22 protein-coding genes are annotated in these 20,552 nt (G+C 66.4%); 13 read left to right on the top strand and 9 right to left on the bottom strand.

The annotated features are described in order from the left end of the window. Window positions 1-208 precede the first annotated feature (208 nt). Window positions 209-994, top strand: a complete 786-nt coding sequence (locus BLV31_RS04275) for a PASTA domain-containing protein (RefSeq protein WP_064060396.1) — start codon at window positions 209-211, stop codon at window positions 992-994. A 1,229-nt stretch (window positions 995-2,223) separates the two neighbouring features. After that, on the top strand, window positions 2,224-2,838 hold the full coding sequence (locus BLV31_RS04285; protein WP_024102311.1) for a YdcF family protein: 615 nt from the start codon (window positions 2,224-2,226) through the stop codon (window positions 2,836-2,838). Window positions 2,839-2,850: 12 nt separating this feature from the next. Here BLV31_RS04285 and BLV31_RS04290 read toward each other — a convergent pair whose 3' ends face one another. Both BLV31_RS04290 and BLV31_RS04295 read right to left on the bottom strand, forming a co-directional pair. After that, window positions 2,851-3,363, bottom strand: coding sequence for a DinB family protein (locus tag BLV31_RS04290; RefSeq protein ID WP_033097554.1), 513 nt, complete (start codon window positions 3,361-3,363; stop codon window positions 2,851-2,853). A 98-nt stretch (window positions 3,364-3,461) separates the two neighbouring features. Then, a complete protein-coding gene (locus tag BLV31_RS04295; protein ID WP_006554698.1) occupies window positions 3,462-4,082 on the bottom strand; it encodes a class I SAM-dependent methyltransferase in 621 nt (206 codons plus the stop codon). Window positions 4,083-4,230: 148 nt separating this feature from the next. Here BLV31_RS04295 and BLV31_RS04300 point away from each other — a divergent pair, with 148 nt between their 5' ends. The 3 genes from BLV31_RS04300 to BLV31_RS04310 all read left to right on the top strand — a co-directional run bounded on the left by BLV31_RS04300 (window position 4,231) and on the right by BLV31_RS04310 (window position 6,240). Then, a complete protein-coding gene (locus tag BLV31_RS04300) occupies window positions 4,231-4,707 on the top strand; it encodes a hypothetical protein (protein WP_006554697.1) in 477 nt (158 codons plus the stop codon). Window positions 4,708-4,709: 2 nt separating this feature from the next. Continuing rightward, window positions 4,710-4,907 (top strand): helix-turn-helix transcriptional regulator, encoded by a 198-nt coding sequence (locus BLV31_RS04305; RefSeq protein ID WP_006554696.1) that lies wholly within the window; start codon window positions 4,710-4,712, stop codon window positions 4,905-4,907. Between the two features lie 220 nt (window positions 4,908-5,127). Further along, the gene (locus BLV31_RS04310) at window positions 5,128-6,240 is read left to right on the top strand and encodes an alpha/beta hydrolase (protein WP_064060397.1); all 1,113 of its coding nucleotides are present in this window, start codon (window positions 5,128-5,130) and stop codon (window positions 6,238-6,240) included. A gap of 35 nt (window positions 6,241-6,275) precedes the next feature. Here BLV31_RS04310 and BLV31_RS04315 read toward each other — a convergent pair whose 3' ends face one another. Together BLV31_RS04315 and BLV31_RS04320 are read right to left on the bottom strand one after the other, a co-directional pair. Further along, the gene (locus tag BLV31_RS04315) at window positions 6,276-6,836 is read right to left on the bottom strand and encodes a TetR/AcrR family transcriptional regulator (RefSeq protein WP_019288261.1); all 561 of its coding nucleotides are present in this window, start codon (window positions 6,834-6,836) and stop codon (window positions 6,276-6,278) included. Between the two features lie 159 nt (window positions 6,837-6,995). Continuing rightward, complete coding sequence (locus BLV31_RS04320; protein WP_033097447.1) at window positions 6,996-7,610, bottom strand: dihydrofolate reductase family protein; 615 nt, start codon at window positions 7,608-7,610, stop codon at window positions 6,996-6,998. A 131-nt stretch (window positions 7,611-7,741) separates the two neighbouring features. Here BLV31_RS04320 and BLV31_RS04325 point away from each other — a divergent pair, with 131 nt between their 5' ends. Further along, the gene (locus tag BLV31_RS04325) at window positions 7,742-8,158 is read left to right on the top strand and encodes a VOC family protein (protein ID WP_006554692.1); all 417 of its coding nucleotides are present in this window, start codon (window positions 7,742-7,744) and stop codon (window positions 8,156-8,158) included. Here the strand turns inward: BLV31_RS04325 and BLV31_RS04330 are convergent. The 3 genes from BLV31_RS04330 to BLV31_RS04340 form a co-directional block, all read right to left on the bottom strand. Continuing rightward, window positions 8,140-9,510 (bottom strand): amino acid permease, encoded by a 1,371-nt coding sequence (locus BLV31_RS04330; protein WP_024102304.1) that lies wholly within the window; start codon window positions 9,508-9,510, stop codon window positions 8,140-8,142. The two genes, BLV31_RS04325 and BLV31_RS04330, sit on opposite strands and share 19 nt — an antisense overlap. 145 nt (window positions 9,511-9,655) lie before the next feature. Further along, window positions 9,656-10,909 (bottom strand): Glu/Leu/Phe/Val dehydrogenase dimerization domain-containing protein, encoded by a 1,254-nt coding sequence (locus BLV31_RS04335; RefSeq protein ID WP_033097445.1) that lies wholly within the window; start codon window positions 10,907-10,909, stop codon window positions 9,656-9,658. 141 nt (window positions 10,910-11,050) lie between these two features. Beyond that, window positions 11,051-11,560, bottom strand: coding sequence for an Lrp/AsnC family transcriptional regulator (locus BLV31_RS04340; protein WP_006554689.1), 510 nt, complete (start codon window positions 11,558-11,560; stop codon window positions 11,051-11,053). Window positions 11,561-11,746: 186 nt separating this feature from the next. Between BLV31_RS04340 and hppD the strand changes: the two genes are divergently transcribed. Continuing rightward, window positions 11,747-12,952 (top strand): 4-hydroxyphenylpyruvate dioxygenase, encoded by a 1,206-nt coding sequence (gene hppD, locus BLV31_RS04345; RefSeq protein ID WP_064060398.1) that lies wholly within the window; start codon window positions 11,747-11,749, stop codon window positions 12,950-12,952. Window positions 12,953-12,960: 8 nt separating this feature from the next. On the opposite strand, the gene BLV31_RS04350 is transcribed toward hppD, so the two are convergent. After that, complete coding sequence (locus tag BLV31_RS04350) at window positions 12,961-13,401, bottom strand: SRPBCC family protein (RefSeq protein WP_064060399.1); 441 nt, start codon at window positions 13,399-13,401, stop codon at window positions 12,961-12,963. Window positions 13,402-13,551: 150 nt separating this feature from the next. On the opposite strand from BLV31_RS04350, the gene BLV31_RS04355 reads away from it, so the two are divergent. The 5 genes from BLV31_RS04355 to BLV31_RS04375 all read left to right on the top strand — a co-directional run bounded on the left by BLV31_RS04355 (window position 13,552) and on the right by BLV31_RS04375 (window position 18,413). Beyond that, the gene (locus BLV31_RS04355; protein ID WP_006554686.1) at window positions 13,552-14,679 is read left to right on the top strand and encodes an NDMA-dependent alcohol dehydrogenase; all 1,128 of its coding nucleotides are present in this window, start codon (window positions 13,552-13,554) and stop codon (window positions 14,677-14,679) included. Window positions 14,680-14,726: 47 nt separating this feature from the next. Continuing rightward, window positions 14,727-15,353 carry a TetR/AcrR family transcriptional regulator gene (locus BLV31_RS04360; protein ID WP_019288267.1) on the top strand — a complete coding sequence of 209 codons (627 nt, stop codon included), beginning with the start codon at window positions 14,727-14,729 and terminating at the stop codon, window positions 15,351-15,353. Between the two features lie 92 nt (window positions 15,354-15,445). Continuing rightward, window positions 15,446-16,657, top strand: a complete 1,212-nt coding sequence (locus tag BLV31_RS04365; protein WP_006554684.1) for an acyl-CoA dehydrogenase family protein — start codon at window positions 15,446-15,448, stop codon at window positions 16,655-16,657. Then, entirely contained in the window at window positions 16,654-17,682 is a 1,029-nt protein-coding gene (locus tag BLV31_RS04370) for a phosphotransferase family protein (protein ID WP_064060400.1), read from the top strand. The genes BLV31_RS04365 and BLV31_RS04370 overlap by 4 nt, the downstream gene beginning before the upstream one ends. Continuing rightward, the gene (locus tag BLV31_RS04375; RefSeq protein WP_064060401.1) at window positions 17,679-18,413 is read left to right on the top strand and encodes an SDR family NAD(P)-dependent oxidoreductase; all 735 of its coding nucleotides are present in this window, start codon (window positions 17,679-17,681) and stop codon (window positions 18,411-18,413) included. Before BLV31_RS04370 ends, BLV31_RS04375 begins: the two co-directional genes overlap by 4 nt. Before the next feature lie 4 nt (window positions 18,414-18,417). Here BLV31_RS04375 and BLV31_RS04380 read toward each other — a convergent pair whose 3' ends face one another. Next, window positions 18,418-19,797 carry a cytochrome P450 gene (locus BLV31_RS04380; RefSeq protein WP_064060402.1) on the bottom strand — a complete coding sequence of 460 codons (1,380 nt, stop codon included), beginning with the start codon at window positions 19,795-19,797 and terminating at the stop codon, window positions 18,418-18,420. Window positions 19,798-19,892: 95 nt separating this feature from the next. Between BLV31_RS04380 and BLV31_RS04385 the strand changes: the two genes are divergently transcribed. Beyond that, on the top strand, window positions 19,893-20,513 hold the full coding sequence (locus BLV31_RS04385) for a TetR/AcrR family transcriptional regulator (RefSeq protein WP_064060403.1): 621 nt from the start codon (window positions 19,893-19,895) through the stop codon (window positions 20,511-20,513). Window positions 20,514-20,552 lie beyond the last annotated feature (39 nt).

Here is a 20,552-nt window from a genome sequence, read left to right on the forward strand (position 1 = left end):
GGACCGCCGGACCGTCGCACCAGCGCTACCAAGCTCGTTATCGAGCAGATGGAGGCCATCGCACCCACCATGGCCGCATGACCTCCATCAACGGCCTCCCGTAACGACGAGGGGCGGTACTCCGACACCAGTTCAGGAGGGCACTCAGCGCGTGTGCGGTCGGGAAAGCAGCGGCACGCGGGGCCTGGTGTCGGGTTGAAGGAGAAACATGAAGTTCGTCGTCCCCTACCTGCGCGTCGTAGCGGGGATGTTCGCCGCCATCACGCTGTGGCTGGCGATCGTGGAAGTAGTCAACGGCAACTTTGCCGACGCGATCCTGTTCGTGGCATTCGCGGCCGGCCTGGGATATCTCGCGATCGGCAAGCCTCTGCGCGACCGCCGCAAGCGGATCAAGGCCGAACAGGACGCGATCGCCGCCCGCGCCGAAGCCGGTCACCGCGCATTCCTGGCGGGGGACGTGCGGGCCGCGATGGCGCCGCCGCCTGCGCCGCCGAAGCCTGCGAGGATCCGCCGCGGAGTCGTTATCGCCGCTGCCGTTGCCGGGCTGCTCGTCTTCATGGGCATCATCAACGACATCTCGGACGGGCTGGACTCGCCCACGAAGGACGACGCGAGCACCACCCCGCAACCCACTCCTCGTGCCGCTGCACCGACGACCACCACGCCATCGACGACGTCGGCTGCCACTACGGCGCGGACCGTCGCTCCGGAGACCGCTCCCGCAACGAGGATTTCCACCACGCAGGTCGCTGCTGTGGCGTCCGTTGCCGTGATGCCGAACGTCGTGTGCATGGATCTCCAAGCGGCACAGGACATTATCCAGGCCGCCGGCGTTTTCTATTCCACGAGCGTCGACGCGACCGGTCAGGGACGCGCACAGGTGTGGGACAGGAACTGGGTCGTCGTCGACCAGACTCCTTCGGTGGGAGCATCGATCGGTGAAGGCGACCCAGTGCTGTCGGTTCTGAAAGAGGACGAGTTCAGCGGTTGTTAGGCCATCGGTTGCTCCGTGCGGGAGAGATCCTCGGTGGCGGTGTTCGACGGATGCCGGCCGCCCCTCGGGAATCCCACCGATCCCGGCCGTAGGGCCTCGACCCCGCAGGCCCGCCATCGCGGCCTTCAGTCCGAGACCCTTGATCGTCGAGGCGATCCGACCGGAATAGGCCCGTTCCTTCGGGGTGTCGTCCCGCTCGCGGAACTGAACGACGCCGGTCACGTCGGCCCCTCCCGTAGACCCGTGCTCCGATCACAGTACTCCACCCGGGGTTCGCGCAACGAGGATGAATTCGATCGGGAACGAATCGGGCGCCCTGCGGGCGGCTGCCCTCGACCGATCGGAGACCCTTCGGGTCCCTGAGTCGTCGTCCCCTTCCCCAAGGCTGCCCGGTCGCCATGCCCCGATAGACCGTCTCGGCCAGCACGGATAGCCCCACGTCGCGGAGGACGTGCGGCTCGCACTGGACCCGGTCGTTCGTGTCGACCCGCACGATCGGGTGCTCCACCACCAGCTGTGGAGACGAGGGATACTGGTGCCCAGTCGGTTTCGAGACAGGGAACGACCCCGGCTCGCAGCGTCGGCGCGCTGACGTCGGACTGTGGGAGACGAGCGACGAGCTGCGTCGACGCGCCTCGGCTACCGGAACGGCCCTCGTGCGCGACGATGCAGGTGAAACGCCTCGAGCCCTCCGATCACGGTGGATCGGAGGGCTGGAAGTCAGAACGTCGGGTGTGAACCCGGGGGAGCGGGTGTGTGTCGGCCGGCGCGGACGAATGCGCTCGCGGCTCGTTGCTGGAATACGCCTCTCGAAGGCGTGTGGATAGACTCCACCCTACGGTGCATGACAGTCCCTATCTGTCTTGTGCCCAGACCCCGGTGAGGTGTTGGCGCACCTTCCGGGGTCGACCTGTTTTCAGGTCGGTGGAGGGATGGTCGCACGGGTGTGCGAAGTCGTCAACTCGAACACACGTTCTGTTTCTGTCTGTTCTGCAAGTACGGGAAGCGCAGTGATTCGTCCGAATGGCGCCTCTTGCAACGATTGTCGCGCTTGTTCATGGATAGACCAGTGGTTCGGATGTAAAACCGATTGTCAGCCGTCATCGAATCCGACGCGGCCTATGGTGATACTTCTTCGCGTCGAGCTCCAACTTCCCACACGTGCGCGTCGAGATGGCACAGTGCGGCACGGCCGATGTCCGGGAAGAAGGGGGGCTCGCGTGGGAGCTGTGCGACGCACGGTGGTGGCGACCGCAGTCGCGGCCACAGCCGCGGTAGGTGTATCGACGGGGCAGGCAGCGGCGACTCCTGCAATCGACACCGTCGTGAACGGTGCACTGTCCGTCACCCCGCTGTGCCAGGGAACCATCGACGCGCTGATCATCGCGTGCACCGAGCTCGAGAAGCTGACACCGCACTTCCCGCTGATGCTCGACCTGAATCCGCGGGGTACGCATCTCGTCGTGCTCGGGGCCGGACTCACCGATGACGGCAAGATCCGGCCGGTGCTCGAAGAACGGCTCGAGGCAGCTCTCCGTGCAGCGCAACGCTATCCGGAATCTCCGATCGTCGTCACCGGTGGCGTGCCGCGCAACGGCGTCACCGAAGCGCAGGCCATGAAGGACTGGCTGGTCGTGCGAGGCATTCCGCCTGAACGCATCACCGAGGAATCGCAGTCGACCTCTACCGTCGAGAACGCACGCTTCACCAACGACGTTCTGCTCGAACGGCGAGCCACGGGCGCTGTGCTGGTGACGAACCGCGACCACCTCGAACGCGCGATGATCAACTTCCGGCAGGCGGTCGACGCGCGCATTCCGATCGCGGGCATCGTCCCAGCGTAAACGCAGGAAGTATCAGCCCGGCGTATTCGCCTTCCGCGTCAGTACCTGACTGATCTCCGAAACATTCTTCGCCAGTTCGAAGTTGACCCACCCGGCTACTTCCCACAGAGGTGAAGGTTCGGGCATGAGGCCGACGATCGTCTTCTCGATGTCGGCAGTCTCGAGAAGCGCGGCCCATTCGGTGCGAAGAGCCCGGATGCGGCCGGTCGAGCCGGACCATTCGTAGGCGTCCGGCCCGACCGCAGTTCCCCCACTGCAGACCGCCACGGTGTTCGTCCACCACCACTCGATGTGCCAGAGCAGCCACGCGATCGTGGGCTCGGGGAGGGCCTCGGCCGTCTCGTCCGGCCAGTCGGCGACGAGACGCCCGTCGACCCGCCGGACGCCCACGGAGTTCGACGACGGCTCCCAGTGCACGGCAGCCTCGTCGATCCGCGGCAGGACATGTTGTTCCGTGAAGAGCCAGACCAGGTCGAGTTGCTTCAGCAGCGTGCGCGTGGCGAGTGGCAGGGTGTCCGAGGGCATGCATGCAATCATCGCGGACATAGTGGACATGTGCTCGATGTCGACACCGTGTATCTGTCCCCGGAAGTGTGCAAACGTTGCTGTGCAGTTATCCGCCTTCACGCGGTCGGTGTCGCCACTCCCAGCGACAGCGCACCGAAGAACTTCGGCGTCTTCTCCTCGTAGAAGGTGTCGAGTTCGCGGATCTCGAACCCCGCACCGCGGACGAGGTCGGCGATTTGTCGTGTCAGATGGCAACCACCCGCGACGCGCTTCTGGATCGGTTCGAGCCGGTGCTGCCACCGCCGGACGTTCTCGTCCGGCGCGAGTCCGTGTTCGACGAAATGCAGGGTGCCGCCCGGTGCGAGGACACGACGTATCTCGCGCAGAGCCGCGTCGGCATCGGGGATGGTGCACAGCGTCCACGTCGACAGTGCGCTGTCGAAGGTGTTGTCCTCGAACGGGAGTGACTGACCGTCCAGGCCGGATCGTTCGATGCGCACGGGGGAGTCATCGATGCGCGAACGCGCGAGCTTCCATCCGAGGTCCGCGGGTTCGACGGCGCTGACCGACTCGACGGTGGTGGGGTAGTAGGGAACGTTGAGGCCGGATCCGAATCCGATCTCGACGACGCGGCCGCTCAGGCCGGCGCACACTCGTTTCCGGTTCGCTTCGGTGAACGACGGTGCACAGGCGATGTTCACCAGTCGCGGTACGACGTGATCGTTGTAGAGGCTCATGGCAGTCCCTTCGCCTGGTGGCGTGTCGATCTGCTCGATCCATCATGACACCTGCCCGGCCGAACGGAACCCCTCGTTTCTGTCGCACCGAACGGACTGTTAAGTTACCTTTACATGTAAAGTGTGCTTTACGGCGAAAGGGGAAACGATGGACAGCGGGGGTGCCGGATCGGTGGTCGGGCGAAGCAAGTGGGGCAAGGTGCGGGTGGGTTCGCGGTGGATCGGCGCGGTACCGCCGGCGATCGCCCTCGGAATCCTGGCCACAGCCGTTCTGGCAGCGGTGGTAGCTGCTCTGGGGCTGGTGCCCGGCTATCCCGTGGCCGCCGGCGTGGCGGTCGCGCTGGCGACCGCACCCTCACTGTCGGCCCTGTCGTGGGTGCTCCTCGTGGATCGGTCGACCCTCGAAGGCGCCACGGACCGGCCCGAGGATTCGGTCGAGTCGTCCTGGTACGAGAAAGCCGCCTCGGGCGCTTTCACCGACATCCTTCTCGTCACGGGCCTGGGGTGCACCGCTCTGGCGTTCGCTCCGATCGAGGTCGAGGGCCTGCACGCGCTGATGGCGGTCATTCTCGTGGCTTTCGCGTCGTTCGGTGTGCGCTACGCCGTGCAGCGTCGGAAGGGCTGAGGGTGCGGAATTCGCTGGCGGCCCTGCGCGCGGAGAACGGATGGTCGCAGCAGAGGCTTGCCGACGAACTCGGGGTATCGCGCCAGACGATCATCTCGATCGAGAAGGGGCGATTCGACCCGTCTCTTCCGTTGGCGTTCCGCATCGCGCACCTGTTCGGACGTCGAATCGAGGACATATTTCTGCCCGACGAGGGATAAGCGAAGGGGCCGAGCGGATTCCCCGACAGAACCCGCTCGGCCACTTGCCGATCACTCGAGCGTACTACCGGCGTCAACGGTGAGTGTGAGTCCGGTGATGTCGTCGACGTACACCTCGCCCTCCCTTCTTGACCGGCATTCAAGAAGCCTTTACCGTAATCGTCACGCCTTCTTGGATGGCGTCCAAGAAATGTGGTGGTGAAGCGGGAGGGTGCTAGTCATGAACATCGGTGAGTCTGCCGATCGGCGCGAGGTGGTAGCGGTGCAGCGGCGCGAGGTCTCGTTCGTCTCCGGCCAGGACGAGTGCGCGGCATGGCTGTACACCGCACCCGACCTGAACGGTCCGCGCCCGATGGTGATCATGGGGCACGGGCTCGGAGCGGTGCGGGAGATGCGCCTGGATGCCTACGCGGAGCGGTTCGCCGCCGCGGGGTGGTCGGTGCTGGTGTTCGACTACCGTCATCTCGGGGCCAGCGGCGGTGAGCCGCGTCAGATCCTCGACATCGGCCGGCAACGCGCCGACTGGCATGCCGCTCTGGCCTTCGCGCGCACACTTCCTGAGGTCGACGTCAACCGGATCGCCTTGTGGGGCAGTTCGTTCGGCGGAGGTCATGTCCTTCGAGTCGCCTCCGAGGACACCCGTATCGCGGCGATCGTGGCGCAGTGCCCCTTCACCGACGGTCCGGCGTCGTTGCGCGCGCGGATACGGACCGGCCCGCTGAGCGTGGTGGCACTGACAGTGGCAGGCATTCTCGACACGGTCGGGTCGTGGTTCGGCGCGAAGCCGATCCTGTTGCCGATGGCGGGGACGTCCTGGATGCCCGCGTTCGTGGCCTCACCCGACGCCCTCGCCGGCGCTTCCGCACTCCTGCCCGCGGGGACCCGGCTCTCGCGGCGCACCAGCGCGGTGTTGAAACGACTTCCGTCGGTGCGGGCTCAGCTGTCGAAGAACATCGAGCCGACGGAGATCGACGGTAGGGAAGAACCCGAGACCGGGGTCGGCCGCGACAGCGTCTGGGGTGTACTGCGCGGTCCGAACGGCGAATTCGAGGCGGCCAACGCCCTCGCTGCCCGGCTGGCGCTGCGTCTTCCGCTCGATCGACCCGGTCGTGCGCTGGCCCGCTTCAGCATTCCGACGTTGCTGTGTGTCTGCGACAACGACGCGGCCGCGCCCGCGAAGACCACGAAGCGTCACGCACAGGGTCTGGCGCACGTACAGGTTCAGAGCTACGTGTGTGACCACTTCGACATCTACGTCGGTGACCACTTCGAACGCGCCGTGCGTGACCAACTCTATTTCCTGGAAAGGCAATTCGACCGCACCGCACAGTAGGTCGCTCCGCGTTCGTGGACGCGCAGATCAGGTGCTCAGCCGGTGGCTGCGGCACGACTGCGAGCGCTGTTGAGCAACGTCTCGATCACCGCGCGCCGCTGAGCCTGATCCGTCGGGTGCATCAGCAAGCCCTCGACCACGAAAACGCCGATCGCCACCAGCGGATCGACTTCGTCAGCGGGCACGCCGAGTCCGATCAGCTCTGCCCGGAACAATCCTTCGGCCAGTGTGTGGAACTGCTGGTGCCATTGCTGAACGGACGCGGACTTCTCGGCGCGTGTGTGCACCGTGCTCACCAACCGACCCAGTTGCTCCAATTCTTCGACCAACCACAAGAGTCGATCGGCCAGGCCCGAGCCCAGTATCTCGCTGTAGGAGGCCATCGAGTCGGCCAGAACCGCATCCAGGACCGCGATCAATATCGAGTCCTTGTCCTGGAAGTACCAGTACAGCGTGTTCGACACGACTCCGGCGTCACGGGCGATCCGCGTCATCGATGCCGCGTCGTATCCTTCCTCGACGAACAACCGTCGGGCGGCTACCACGATCTCTGCGCGTTTCTCTTCCCGATCCTGCGGACGTCTGTTGCGGGGCATCTCCAGTCCTGACCTAGTTCCCGCCCCGATGCTATCTTGACCGGCCCCCAAGAGCGGGCCCGACCGACCGTTCCGGAACGAGGTCCGTAACCGTCTCGAACAGATGATGAGGCAGGCGAGCCAGAGCAGCTCTCGATACAGACCGGCTCGTACTTCGGGTCACTCGACTTCGGCGAGTCCGTACTCGGGTCGTCCGGCAGGCCGATACACGGTGATGACGACACCGGTCGAGGTGGTGCGCGATTCGACGAGATCGAACTTCGTGTCGCGACCCCCGACGGGGAACAGCCGCCGCCCCTGACCGAGGACGACCGGGAACGTGATGAGGCGGTACTCGTCGACGAGACCGTGTTCGAAGAGGGTGTGGACCAGACGGATGCTGCCGTGCACCTGCAGTTCCCGTCCCGGCTGCTTCTTCAGTTCCGCGACCGCGGTGGGCACGTCGCCCTCGAGGACCGTCGTGTTCTGCCACTCGGGGGCGGTGAGCGTCGTGGAGGCGACGTACTTCGGGAGGGTGTTGAGTGCACGGGCGACCGGATCGTCGGGATCGGTCGAGTTCGGCCACGACGCAGCGAAGACGTCGTAGGTGTTCCGGCCCAGCAGGAATGCGTCGACCTTCGAGAACACCTCGTCGATGAACTTGCCGGTGTCCTCGTCGAACAGCGGCACCACCCAACCGCCGCGGTCGAAGCCGTCGCTGCGGTCCTCGTCGGGGCCACCCGGCCCCTGGGCCACACCGTCGGCCGATACGAAGGTCGTCACCGTGAGCTTCATCGTCGTCCCCTTTCGAAGGTTGTCGCCGAGTACAGACCCGGGAAGCGGGGAGAACTCATCGCTTGCATCCCTCCGGCACGGAAGGTATCTCTGGACGCAGCGTCGCGTGTCGATGACGGACTGCGTCAGGCATGGAGGCGCGGGACCACAAGGAGTTCTCCTTGAGTATTGCGTTCAACCACACCATCGTCGCGGCCGACGACAAGCAGCATTCGGCCTACTTCCTCACCACCCTGTTCGGGCTGCCCGATCCGGTGCCCGCCGGGCACTTCCTCGCTGTCGAACTCGCCAACGGCGTCACCCTCGATTTCGCCGAACCGCCACCGGATGTGGAGTATCCGCCGCAGCACTACGCATTCCTGGTGTCGGAGGAGGAGTTCGACGAGATCTACGCCCGGATCCTCGAGCAGAAGATCGAACACTGGGCCGATCCCCGGCAGTCGGCGCACGGCATCAACAGAAACGACGGGGGTCGAGGAACCTACTTCCTCGACCCCGCCGGTCACTTCATGGAGATAATCACGCGTCCCTACGGTTGGCGCTCCTGAACCGTCTCGACCCGAGCCGTCCCGGCCGCAGCGCGTCGCCGTGCCAGCACCGTGCAGGTACCGGCGATCGCTGCGGTCAACGCGCCGGTCGCGAGCAGCTGCGTGCGGGCAGCGGTGTCGAACAGGGCGAGCACCGCGATGCCGGCCAGCAGACCGAGCGTCGCGTACGAAAGGTACGGGAAGCCCCACATCTTCAGCGGCAGTGCATCCTCGGTGCCGTTGCGGCGTGCGCGACGACGGAGCACGAGGTGCGAGACCGCGACGAACGTCCACAGCACCAGGATCGTGGAGCCGACGGCGTTGAGCAGCAGCGGCAGCACCCGGTCGGGGTAGAGATAGTTCAGTCCGACCGTGACGAAGCCGAACGCCACCGAGGCGAGCACCGCATTGCGGGGAACGCCGTTGGACGACAGCCGCCCGAAGACGGGGTGCGCCGATCCGCGGTGCGACAGCGAGAAGATCATCCGGGAAGCGCTGAACAGCATCGCGTTGAGCGACGAGAGCAGCGCGACCACGACGATCACGGTCATCACCGCGGCGGCGCCCGGGACGGCCCCGGCCTGCAGCACGGCGACGAACGGACCGGTCGCGAGATCCTCGGAGGTCCACGGCAGGATCGTCACCATCACGAGCACCGACCCGATGTAGAACACGAGGATGCGCCACACCAGGGTGCGCACCGCGCGGCCCACGTTGCGACGGGGATCGGCGGTCTCCGCGGCGGCGATCGCGATGATCTCGGTGCCACCGAACGCGAAGACCACGATGAGCAGGCCGGCGGCAATACCGGCGATACCGGTGGGGGCGAACCCGCCGTGCGCCGTGAGGTTGGAGAAGCCGGTCGTCTCGAAGGTGGGCATCCACCCGGCGATCATCGCGATGCCGATCACCAGGAAGCCGACGATCGCGACGATCTTGATTGCGGCGAACCAGAATTCGACCTCACCGAAGCGGCGGACGCCGACCAGGTTCACGCCCGTCAGCACGACCATGTAGAACAGCGCGGACGCCCACTGGGGGATGCCGGGCAGCGCCACCGCGGTGATCGCGGCGGCGCCGGTGGCCTCCGCGGCGATCACGATGATGACCTGCACCCAGTACAACCACCCGATGGTCCGTCCCGCGACAGGGCCCAGCGCGTTCTCGGTGTGCTCGGAGAACGCACCGCTGGCGGGGTTGGCCGCGGCCATCTCGCCCATCATGCGCATCACGAACACGACGAGAACGGCCGCCACCAGGAACGAGATCAGGATCGCCGGGCCGGCGACGGCGATACCCGCCCCCGACCCGACGAACAGGCCGGCCCCGATGGCGCCGCCGAGGCTCATCATGACGAGCTGGCGGGGCCGCATGGCACGATGCAGGCCGGCGGTGCTTTGGGTGCCGGTCGTCGTCCCGGCGGTGCTTTGGGTGCCGGTCGTCGTCCCGGCGGTGCTCTGGGCGCTGGTCGTCGTCCCGGCGGTGCCCTGGGCGCCGGTCGTCGCCGTAGCCAGGGTGTCAGTCATCAATGCGCTCCCCGGCCGGGACCAGCTGGTCCAGTGCGATCTCGAAGGCGGTCGCGGCGAGCCCGGTGAGCTCGGTCGACCGGTCGTGGCAGCGGCGCAGTGCCGTCTCGATGGTGGTGGACACATCGCCGAAGATGGCGGCGTCGGAGACCTCCACGTCGCCCTCCATGAGCTGGGCGAAGGCCCGGGCCATACCGCAGTTGGCGATGAAGTCGGGGATCACGGCGACGGACTTGTCGGCGTGCTCGTAGGTGGGGCCGTAGAAGATCTCGTCGTCGGCGAACGGAACGTTGGCGCCGGAGGCGATCGACTCGAGTCCCGCGGCGACCATGCGGTCGACCTGCTCGCGAGTGACGAGGCGGCTCGCGGCGCAGGGGAGGAAGATCTCGGCTCCGAGATCCCAGATGCGGGCGTTCACCTCGTCGAAGGGGATCATGCGGTCGCTGTGCAGGGCGTTACCGTCGCGCTCGAGCAGCAGGGTGCGGACCTCGTCGAAGGAGAGACCCTCGGGTGCGAGGATGCCGCCGTCGCGGTCGATGATGCCCACGATCGAGGCGCCGGCCTGGGCGAGATAGTAGGCAGCAGCGGCGCCGACGTTGCCCCAGCCCTGCACCACGACGCGTTTGCCGGCGAGGTCGGTGCCCCGATAGACGAGCTGGTGGTGACGGACCGACTCGGCGACGCCGTAACCGGTGATCAGATCGGCGACAGTGTATTTCGTGCTGGTGGCAGGGGTGAACCGCGCGTCCTCGACAACCTTCGCGACGCCGAGTCGCAGCTGGCCCACCCGCTGGATGCGCTGGCGCTCGTCCTTGCCGAAGTGTCCGTTGACGACACCTTCCTGCGGGTGCCACAGGCCGTTGGACTCGGTGAGGGGAACGACCTCGTTCATCTCGTCGACGTTGAGGTCGCCGCCGGTGCCGTAGTAGGCACGCAGCAGGGGAGTGACGGCCGCGAACCAGCGGCGCAGCACGCCTTCCTTGCGGGGGTCGGACGGATCGAAATCGATGCCGGACTTGGCACCGCCGATCGCAGGTCCGGAGACGGTGAACTTGATCTCCATGGTCTTCGCCAGCGACTCGACCTCGCGCCGGTCGAGGCCGCGGCGCATGCGGGTGCCGCCGCCGGCCGCGCCGCCCCGCAGCGAGTTGATGACGACCCAGCCCCGGGCGGTGGTCTCGGTGTCGTGCCACTCGAAGACGATCTCGGGGGCTTTTTCTTCGAATCGCGTCAGCAGGTTCTTCATGGCGAAAGACTGTGACGTCAGTAACAAATGCTGCGCAACTGTGCTTCATCGAACTGTGCAGCGTGCGGAGGGTCCGGATGCCCGAAGCGCTTTTTTCTGTGCAATCCGGCTAGTCGGAGACGGATTGTGGACGTGGTCGGTTCAGCGGCGGTAGGCCGGTGCCTTCGCGGATCGTTCCGGCTCGAGGGTGCGCAGCAGCGGCATCGCCCGGTAGTGCACCACTTCCGACAGCACCATCACACTCGTGGACCGCGCGACGATCGAGGAGCGGTTCAGCTCGATGAGGGTCTGCTGGAGACCGAGGTGTGATTCGGCTCCGATGCGGCACAGGACGTCGCCCGCGCCGGTGGTGGCGAACGCCTCGAGGACACCGGGGATGCCTTCGAGGACCTCGGTGACGTCTTCGAGCGCGCCCTGCACGATCTCCATCGTCACGAACGCCTGCACTTCGAAACCTGCTGCGGCGAGGTTGATCCGGGGTTCGTAGCCGGCGATGACCCCGGTGTCCTCGAGGCGTCGCAGGCGGGCCGAGACGGTGGCGCGCGCGACCTTCAATCGACGGGACAACTCGAGCGCGCCGATCTTCGGGTCGGCGTGCAGGGCCTCGAGGAGGGCGAAATCCAATTCGTCCAGCTGCACAGGCTCGCGCATCGCGGTTCCTTCCCATCGAGCGCCGAAAACTAGTCCGATTGTATAGGTGAGTGTGCAGATTCCGGCGAATTCCAGTCAGTCGGGCCAGTTGCCGAAGGCGACGTTGCGTCGAACCGACGGGTGGGTTTCTCCTGGTGACACACGACACAACGACTGTGCCGCAGTGAGCGGCAGGAGGTTGCAGCGATGACTCTGGAATACACCCTGACCGACAGCGAACGACTTGCTCAACTCGACGCCGAGGAACTCCGGCGCCTGGTCGGTCTCGTGGAGTACGACAGCGAACGGGATCCCTTCCCCGTCAGCGGCTGGGACGCCGTGGTGTGGGTGGTCGGAAACGCCACGCAGACGGCGCACTACTACCAGTCCGCCTACGGCATGGAACTCATCGCCTATTCCGGACCCACCACCGGTAACCGCGACCATCACGCCTACGTACTGCGCAGCGGCGCCGTGCGATTCGTGATCAAGGGTGCGGTGGATCCGGACAGCCCGTTGATCGAGCACCACCGCCTCCACGGTGACGGCGTCGTCGACATCGCCCTGCAGGTCCCGGATGTCGACAAGTGCATCGAGCATGCCCGGAAGCAGGGGGCGACCGTTCTCGAGGAACCCTACGAGATCAGCGACGAGAACGGCACCGTCCGCATCGGCGCCATCGCGACCTACGGCGACACGCGGCACACACTCGTCGACCGGTCGCGCTACAACGGCCCGTACCTGCCCGGCTACGTGGAGCGCACCTCGACCTACCGCAAGCGCGAGGGTGCACCCAAGCGCATCTTCCAGGCGCTCGACCACGTCGTCGGCAACGTCGAACTCGGACGCATGGACGAGTGGGTCGACTTCTACAACCGCGTCATGGGTTTCACGAACATGGCGGAGTTCATCGGCGACGACATCGCGACCGACTACTCGGCGCTCATGAGCAAGGTGGTGTGCAACGGCAACCACCGCGTGAAGTTCCCGCTCAACGAGCCCGCTATCGCGAAGAAGCGTTCGCAGATCGACGAGTACCTCGACTTCTACCGCGGGCCGGGTGCACAGCACCTCGCGCTGGCCACCAACGACATCCTCACGGCGGTCGACCAGTTGCGCGAGGAGGGCGTCGAGTTCCTCGCGACTCCCGATGCGTACTACGACGATCCGGAGCTGCGCGCCCGTATCGGTGAGGTCCGGGTGCCGATCGAGGAGCTAAAGAAGCGGGGCATCCTGGTCGACCGCGACGAGGACGGCTACCTGCTGCAGATCTTCACCAAGCCCGTCGGCGACCGCCCGACCGTGTTCTTCGAGCTGATCGAGCGCCACGGCTCGCTCGGCTTCGGCAAGGGCAACTTCAAGGCGCTGTTCGAGGCGATCGAGCGGGAGCAGGCCGCGCGCGGCAATTTCTGAGTCCGATCCTAGACGAGCTGACCGAGCCGCGTGCGCAACGCGTGCTCGGTCTGCCGGATCGCCGTTCCCACAATCGGTTCGATAAGCATGCCGAGTGTGCGGCCGGCGATCCCGCCGGGCAGTCGGTAGCCGAAGTCGACGTCGAGCCGCGTCGCGTCGCCGAGGTCCGTGAAGGTCCATGACGACGCGGCGCGGAATCCGGCGATCGAGTCGAGGACGATCACGCGATTGCGTTCCCATTCGACGACTTCCACGCGCGAGTCGAGATCCTTGGGGCCGATCCGCATGGTCGAGTCGTAGATGGCACCAAGGCCGGAGACCTGCTCGCTCACGGGTTGGAAGCGGGCCACCCCGAACATCCAGTCGGGGACGTTCCGGTAGTCGTCGACGTAGGTGAACGCGAGGTCGATAGGGATGTCTGCGACGGCGCTGTGGCGGACGTGAATCATGGCTGGAGCCCTTCACGAGAAGTTGTCTGTTACCGAATGTAGCGGGTAACTGCCCGCTGTGGAAGAGGTCAGAACCCGTTGCTCTAACGTCCGATAAGTGTTTGAATGCCGTGACGCACATCACACACACTTTCGGTTCAGGAGGCTCGGGTGAAGACGAAGGCAGCAGTCGTCAAGGGAATCAACCAGCCGTGGGAGATCGAGGAGATCGATCTCGGCGATCCCGTCGCAGGTGAGGTGCAGATCCGCCTCGCGGCCTCGGGTCTGTGCCATTCCGACGAGCATCTGCGCTCGGGGGCGACACCGCTTCCGTCCTTCCCGGTCCTCGGTGGTCACGAGGGCGCGGGCGTGGTCACCAAGGTGGGTCCGGGAGTGCGGGGTCTCGAGGAGGGCGACCACGTCGTCCTCGCGTTCATCCCCGCCTGCGGCCGCTGTCGGGCCTGCGCCAAGGGCATGCAGAACATCTGCGACGAGGGTGCCGGCCTGCTCACCGGTCAGGCGATCTCCGACAAGACCTACCGCGCGACGCTGAACGGCGACCCGGTGCTGCAGATGTGCCTGCTCGGCACGTTCGCGCCGTACGTCACGGTCAACGAGGCGTCGGTCATCAAGATCGAGAAGGACATCCCGCTCGAGAAGGCGGCCCTGCTCGGGTGCGGTGTCGCGACCGGCTGGGGTTCGGCCACCGAGATCGGCGGCACCAAGCTCGGCGACACCGTAGTCGTCATCGGTGTCGGCGGTGTCGGCATCAACTCCGTCCAGGGAGCGGCGCACGCCGGGGCGCGGTTCGTCGTCGCGATCGACCCGGTCGAGTTCAAGCGGCAGAAGGCCAAGGAGTTCGGCGCGACGCATGTCTTCGCGTCGATCGAGGAGGCCGCACCGGTGATCGGTGAGATCACGTGGGGTCAGATGGCCAACGTCACCGTCATCACCGTCGGCGAGATCACCGGCGACATCATCGGCCCCGCACTGGGTCTCACCGCCAAGGGTGGCCAGGTCGTGGTCGTCGGCATGGGTCACGCCACCGACTCGCAGGTGACGATGAGCCTGTTCGAGCTGACGCTGCTGCAGAAGCGTCTGCAGGGGGCCATCTTCGGTGGCACCGGCCCGCGCTCGCAGATCCCCAAGTTGCTCGAGCTGTACCGGAACGGGCAGCTCGACCTCGACAACCTCGTCACCAAGACCTACAAGCTCGAGGACATCAACGAGGGCTACGCCGACATGCACGCCGGCAAGAACCTCCGCGGTCTCGTCCTCTACGGCGAGGACGACTACTGATCCTGTGAGCGCCGACGTCGCCGGAGCCGTCCCTTACGGTGTTGAGCATGGACACGCGTGAGGATTCGGTTTCCGGCGACGTCGGCTCTTGGCGGGACTACGGCCCGACCGACCTGCCGAAGCCGCTCGCCGCTGCACTCGAGGCGTTCGCCGAACGCGGTTACGACGGCACGTCCATCCGCGAGGTTGCGTCGCGGTCCGGTCTGTCGGTGCCGGGTCTGTACCACCACTACCCCTCGAAGCAGGCGCTGCTCGTCTCGCTCACGACCACCGTGCTGCACGACCTGCTCGCCCGCAGCCGGCAGGCGATCGATGAAGCCGGACCCACCCCCTCCGAGAAGTTCGACGCCGTCGTCGAGTCGCTGCTGCGCTTCCATATGTTCCGCCGCGATCAGGCGTTCGTGGCGTCGACCGAGATGCGCAGCATGGAACCCGAGGCCCGCCGTGCATTCGTCGCCCTGCGCGACGAGCAGCAGTGCATGATCGACGAGATCGTCGAGGCCGGTGTCGCCGACGGCACCTTCTCCACGCCCTATCCGAAGGACGCCAGTCGCGCCGTGACGACGATGTGCGTCGCGGTGGCGAGCTGGTACCGGCCCGACGGTTCGTTGTCTCCCGACGAGATCGTGCACCGCTACCTGCAGGTCGCGCGGAACGCGGTCGGAGCGAAGTAGCCGACACCCCTTCCGGGCTTGACCCGATGGCGGGGATATGCCACCGTGAACTCGACCGAGCGATCGATCGGTCGGTACGGAAGGAGCTCAGCATGGCGGTCGACCTGTCCTACTCGGATCACGTCCGGGACCTCATCGCGCGGACCGAGCAGTTCATCCGCGACGAGGTGCTTCCCGTCGAGGACGCCCACGGTGGCGACATCACCGCGGCCGGTGGCGACGCGATCCGGGCGGATCTGCAGAAGGCCGCCAAGGCTGCCGGTGTCTTCGCTCCGCACGCGCCCGTCGAATACGGCGGCCACGGCCTGGACATGTCCGACCGCGCCCCGGTCTTCGAGGCGGCCGGCTACTCGCTCTTCGGTCCCACCGCGCTCAACATCGCCGCGCCCGACGAGGGCAACGTGCACATGCTCGCGCACATCGCGAGCGACGAGCAGAAGCAGCAGTTCCTCGCGCCCCTCGCCGCCGGCGACGTGCGCTCGGCCTTCGCGATGACCGAGCCCGCCCCCGGTGCCGGTGCCGATCCCAACGCTCTGAACACGCGCGCCGAGAAGGTCTCCGGTGGCTGGAAGATCAACGGCCGTAAGCACTTCATCACCGGTGCCGACGGCGCCGGATTCTTCATCATCATGGCCCGCACGTCCGGCGAGCCCGGACAGCGCGGTGGCGCCACCATGTTCCTCGCCCCCGCCGACACCGCGGGCCTGAAGGTCGGTCGCCACATCAACACCCTCGACCGCTCCATGATCGGTGGTCACTGCGAGGTCGACTTCGAGGACCTGTTCGTCCCCGACTCCGCCGTGCTCGGCGAGGTCGACCAGGGCTTCGCCTACGCGCAGGTGCGCCTCGGCCCCGCCCGCATGACGCACGTGATGCGCTGGCTCGGCGCCGCTCGCCGCGGTCACGACACCGCCGTCCGCTACGTCTCGGAGCGTGAAGGATTCGGCTCCCGCCTCGGCGATCTCGGCATGATCCAGAAGATGATCGCCGACAACGAGATCGACATCGCCGCGACCCGCGCGCTGCTCGTGCAGGCGTGTTGGGAACTCGACCAGGGTTCGCACGCCTCGAACGCCACGTCGATCGCCAAGACCTTCGCCGCCGAGGCGATCTTCCGCATCGTCGACCGTTCCGCTCAGATGTGCGGCGGTCTCGGTGTCTCCGAAGATCTTCCGATCGCACGCCTCACCCGCGAGGTCCGGCCGTTCCGCGTATACGACGGTCCGTCCGAGGTGCACCGCTGGGCCATCGCCAAGCGCGCCGTCGGTGCCGTTCGCAAGGCGGCCCGCGAGGCCGCGAAATGACCGCCGTACACGAGGGACTCGATCTTGCCGTTCTCGAGCGTTTCCTCGCCGATTCCGGTGTGACCGTTCACGGTGAACTTCGGGCGGAGCTCATCTCGGGTGGCAAGTCCAATCTCACCTACGGGTTGCGCGACGAGAAATCCCACTGGGTGCTGCGTCGCCCCCCGACCACGGGCCTGACCCCGTCTGCGCACGACGTCGCCCGCGAGTTCCGCATCACGTCGGCGCTCAAGGGCACCGGTGTGCCGGTCGCGCCCACCGTCGCCCAGTGCGAGGATGACTCGGTGATGGGTGCGCCGTTCACCGTCGTCGAGTTCGTCGACGGACGTGTGGTGCGCAGCAAGGCCGACCTCGATGCGCTCGGCGACGACGAGATCGACCGCTGTGTCGGTGAACTCGTGCGCATCATCGCCGAACTGCACAATGTCGACTTCGAGGCCGTCGGCCTCGGGGGACTGGGCCGGCCGGACGGCTACGTGACCCGGCAGGTGAAGCTGTGGGCGAGCCAGTGGGGCCGGGTGAAGACCCGGGAACTGCCGGATCTCGAACGGCTGCACGCCGCGCTCGCCGAGTCGATTCCGGAATCGCCCGCTCCGTCGATCGTCCACGGTGACTACCGTATCGACAACACCATCCTGGACCCGAACGACCCGGCACGCGTTGTCGCCGTGGTGGACTGGGAACTGTCCACCCTCGGCGACCCGCTCACCGATCTCGCCATGATGTGCGTGTACCGGCATCCGGCACTCGACGACATCCTGGGCTTCCCGGCGGCATGGTCGAGCGAACGACTGCCGGCGGCGGACGATCTGGTGCAGCGCTACGCCACGGCGTCGGGGCGCGACATCGCCAGCTGGAACTTCTACATGGGTCTGGCCTACCTCAAGCTCGCCGTCATCGCGGAGGGCATCAACCATCGGTGGCGTGCCGGGGCGACCATCGGCGACGGTTTCGACCGCGCCGGTGAAGCCGTGCCCGACCTGGTGGCAGCAGGACTCGCAGCACTGAAGGGAGCCCACGCGTGACCAGCGCGCTCGTGACCGGAGCCTCGAGGGGTATCGGCCTCGGAATCGCCACCCGTCTCGCCGAACGCGGCTATTCACTGACGATCAGTGCCCGCGGGGCGGAACGCCTCGAGAGTGTCGCCGAGCGTCTACGGGAGGCGGGTGCGAAGGAGGTACGCGCCGTCGCAGCCGATCTCGCCGATCCGGAAGCCACCGCCCGCGTCGTGGAGACGCATCGCGAGGCGTTCGGTTCCATGAAGGCGCTGATCCTCAATGCCGGTGTCGGCACGGCAGGCTCGATCGCCGAGTTCCCGGCCCGACGGTTCGACAAGACGGTCGCCGTGAACCTCAACGCTCCGTTCGCGCTCATCCAGGCGTCGCTGCCGTTGCTGCGCGCCGAGGCGGAGAACGATCCGGCCCGCGGATCGAAGATCGTTGCGCTCTCGTCGATCACAGGTGTCTACGCCGAGGCCGGTCTCGCCGCCTACGGTGCGACGAAGGCCGCGTTGATCTCCCTGGTCGAGACGCTCAACGCCGAGGAGTCCGGCAACGGCATCTCCGCGTCGGCGCTCGCACCCGCATACGTCGACACCGACATGTCCGACTGGATCAAGGACAAGATTCCGGCCGAGTCCATGATCGAGGTGAACGACGTCGTCGAGATCGTCGACGCGCTGCTCAAGCTGTCGTCGCGGGCAGTGGTGCCCAAGCTCGTGCTCAGCCGCGCGGGCGCAGGTCTCTACACCGCCTGATTCTCTACACGGCCTGACGTTCGGGGTCGGTCGACCGCTGTTTCAGGTCGACCGGCTGGCCGTCGGACGGGAACGGCAGCGACGTGAAGTCGAGCGGGGCGACGTAGCCGGGGTCGACGTGCCAGTCGAAGCGCAGCAGCAGTTGGTGGACGATCGCTTTGACCTCGACCCCGGCGAAGTGCATGCCGAGGCATTTGTGCACGCCCCCACCGAACGGCTCCCAGGCGTAGCGGTGCACCTTGTCCTCGCGTCGATGGTCCGCGAAGCGTTCGGGATCGAAACGTTCGGGCTCCGGCCAGTACTCCGGCATGTGGTGCGTGAAGTGCGGCGCGACAGAGGCATACGTGCCGGCCGGCACGAAATATCCCCGGACCTCGGTGTCGCGCACGGCCCGTCGCGCTAGGACCGGGACCGGGGAGACCAGCCGGAGGCATTCCTTCATCACCAGATCGAGGCTGCCGAGCGCGTCGAGATCGGCGTGACTCGGTGCGGCGGTGCCCAGCGCGAGCGACTCGGCCCGGCACCGGTCCTGCCACTGCGGGTGTTGCCCGAGATACTGCATCATCGTGGAGATCGTGATGGTCGACGTGTCGTGCGCGGCCATCAGCAGGAAGATCATGTGATCGACGATCTCGTCGTCGCTGAACCGTTGTCCCGCTTCGGATTCGATGTGACACAGCACCGAGAAGAGGTCGTCCGTCTCCCGCGACCGTCGCGCCGGGAGATAGTGCCGGAAGAAGTCCTCGAGCACTCGGCGTCCGTCGAGTCCGCGTTTCCATCTGGTGCCGGGGACGGGATACCGCACGATCGAGGTCGCAGCCTGCACACAGTCGATGAATGCCTTCTTCACCACTTCGATCTCGGCCGGCGTGGAGTCCTCGGCGCCGCCCATGAAGATGTCGGTGGCAAGATCGAGCGTGAGTGTCTTCAGTGCCGTGTAGGCGCGGAATCCGTCGGTGGGAACCCACTTGTCGAGTTTCTCGGCGATCGACGGATTCATGGCGTCGACGGTCTTCTCGAGGCGTGACCGGGTGAACGCCTGCTGCATGATGCGGCGGTGCCGGAGATGTTCCTCCGAGTCGAGGAGCATGAGGCCACCGTGGAAGAACGGCCCGATCAGTGCCGACCAGCCGTCGCCGTTGACGAACGCCCGGTCCTTGTTCTGCAGCACCTCTTGGCATGCGTCGGGTCCGAGAACCGAGATCCAGCGTCGGCCGGCCGCCGAGAAGCAGGAGACCTCGCCGTATCGGTCCCAGTGCTTCTGCATCATCGCGAGGGGATCGCGGATGTATTCGAGGACGTGCCCGATGCCGGGTATTCCCGATCGCCCCGGGACCGGGCGCAGATGGGAGTGGGCGGGGGGAACCGCCAGGATTCGGGTCACGATGAACCTCCAGTTCTGCGGACATCTGACAGGAACCCCTGTCAGATTGGGGTGTAGTCTGCGTCACATCGATCGGGTCTGTCAAGATCGGTCCCATGACTTCCCCCGCATCCCGCCGCTACGCCGGTCTGAGCGGCGAACAGCGTGTCGCGCTGCGGCGCGAAGCCCTGCTCGAAGCAGGACTGGAACTGTTCGCGGCCTCGGGGAAGAGCGGCGCCACCATGACCGCCATCTGCGCACACGCCAAGCTGACGGAGCGGTATTTCTACGAGAGTTTCACCAGCAGGGACGATCTGCTGCAGCAGGTCCTCGACAAGATCGCCGACGAGGTGCGCGAGGCCGTACTCGCCGCGCTCCGCACCGGCACGGGCACACTCGAAGACCTCGTGCGGAACGCCATCGCGTCGTTCGTCGCGATCCTCACCGACGACCCGCGCAAGGGCCGGGTCTCACTCATCGAGTCCGCCGGCTTCGAACCCCTGCGCACCCACAGACGAGCGTCGCTACGGAGTTTCGCCCAGATGGTCGCCGACGAAGCGACCCGCATGTACGGCGACCGGGCGTGGCCGCCCGAACGGGGCGAGATCAACGGACTGCTGTTCGTCGGGGGTCTGGCCGAACTGGTCACCGCGTGGTTGAACGACGAGATCGCCATCTCGCCCGACGAGATCGTCGACGTGGCGACGCACCAGTTCCTCTCCACGGCCCATCAGTAGAGCCGTCCGGGGGCGGTCAATCATCACCGACCGCGGTGC

This window comes from Rhodococcus pyridinivorans (assembly GCF_900105195.1).
GTDB lineage: Bacteria > Actinomycetota > Actinomycetes > Mycobacteriales > Mycobacteriaceae > Rhodococcus > Rhodococcus pyridinivorans.

Coding starts and splice junctions, on each gene's coding strand:
- BLV31_RS04275 (WP_064060396.1), top strand. CDS start 209: ATGAAGTTCGTCGTCCCCTACCTGCGCGTCGTAGCGGGGATGTTCGCC.
- BLV31_RS04290 (WP_033097554.1), bottom strand. CDS start 3,363: ATGCCCTCGGACACCCTGCCACTCGCCACGCGCACGCTGCTGAAGCAA.
- BLV31_RS04295 (WP_006554698.1), bottom strand. CDS start 4,082: ATGAGCCTCTACAACGATCACGTCGTACCGCGACTGGTGAACATCGCC.
- BLV31_RS04300 (WP_006554697.1), top strand. CDS start 4,231: ATGGACAGCGGGGGTGCCGGATCGGTGGTCGGGCGAAGCAAGTGGGGC.
- BLV31_RS04310 (WP_064060397.1), top strand. CDS start 5,128: ATGAACATCGGTGAGTCTGCCGATCGGCGCGAGGTGGTAGCGGTGCAG.
- BLV31_RS04315 (WP_019288261.1), bottom strand. CDS start 6,836: ATGCCCCGCAACAGACGTCCGCAGGATCGGGAAGAGAAACGCGCAGAG.
- BLV31_RS04320 (WP_033097447.1), bottom strand. CDS start 7,610: ATGAAGCTCACGGTGACGACCTTCGTATCGGCCGACGGTGTGGCCCAG.
- BLV31_RS04325 (WP_006554692.1), top strand. CDS start 7,742: ATGGAGGCGCGGGACCACAAGGAGTTCTCCTTGAGTATTGCGTTCAAC.
- BLV31_RS04330 (WP_024102304.1), bottom strand. CDS start 9,510: ATGCGGCCCCGCCAGCTCGTCATGATGAGCCTCGGCGGCGCCATCGGG.
- BLV31_RS04335 (WP_033097445.1), bottom strand. CDS start 10,909: ATGAAGAACCTGCTGACGCGATTCGAAGAAAAAGCCCCCGAGATCGTC.
- BLV31_RS04340 (WP_006554689.1), bottom strand. CDS start 11,560: ATGCGCGAGCCTGTGCAGCTGGACGAATTGGATTTCGCCCTCCTCGAG.
- hppD (WP_064060398.1), top strand. CDS start 11,747: ATGACTCTGGAATACACCCTGACCGACAGCGAACGACTTGCTCAACTC.
- BLV31_RS04350 (WP_064060399.1), bottom strand. CDS start 13,401: ATGATTCACGTCCGCCACAGCGCCGTCGCAGACATCCCTATCGACCTC.
- BLV31_RS04360 (WP_019288267.1), top strand. CDS start 14,727: ATGGACACGCGTGAGGATTCGGTTTCCGGCGACGTCGGCTCTTGGCGG.
- BLV31_RS04365 (WP_006554684.1), top strand. CDS start 15,446: ATGGCGGTCGACCTGTCCTACTCGGATCACGTCCGGGACCTCATCGCG.
- BLV31_RS04370 (WP_064060400.1), top strand. CDS start 16,654: ATGACCGCCGTACACGAGGGACTCGATCTTGCCGTTCTCGAGCGTTTC.
- BLV31_RS04385 (WP_064060403.1), top strand. CDS start 19,893: ATGACTTCCCCCGCATCCCGCCGCTACGCCGGTCTGAGCGGCGAACAG.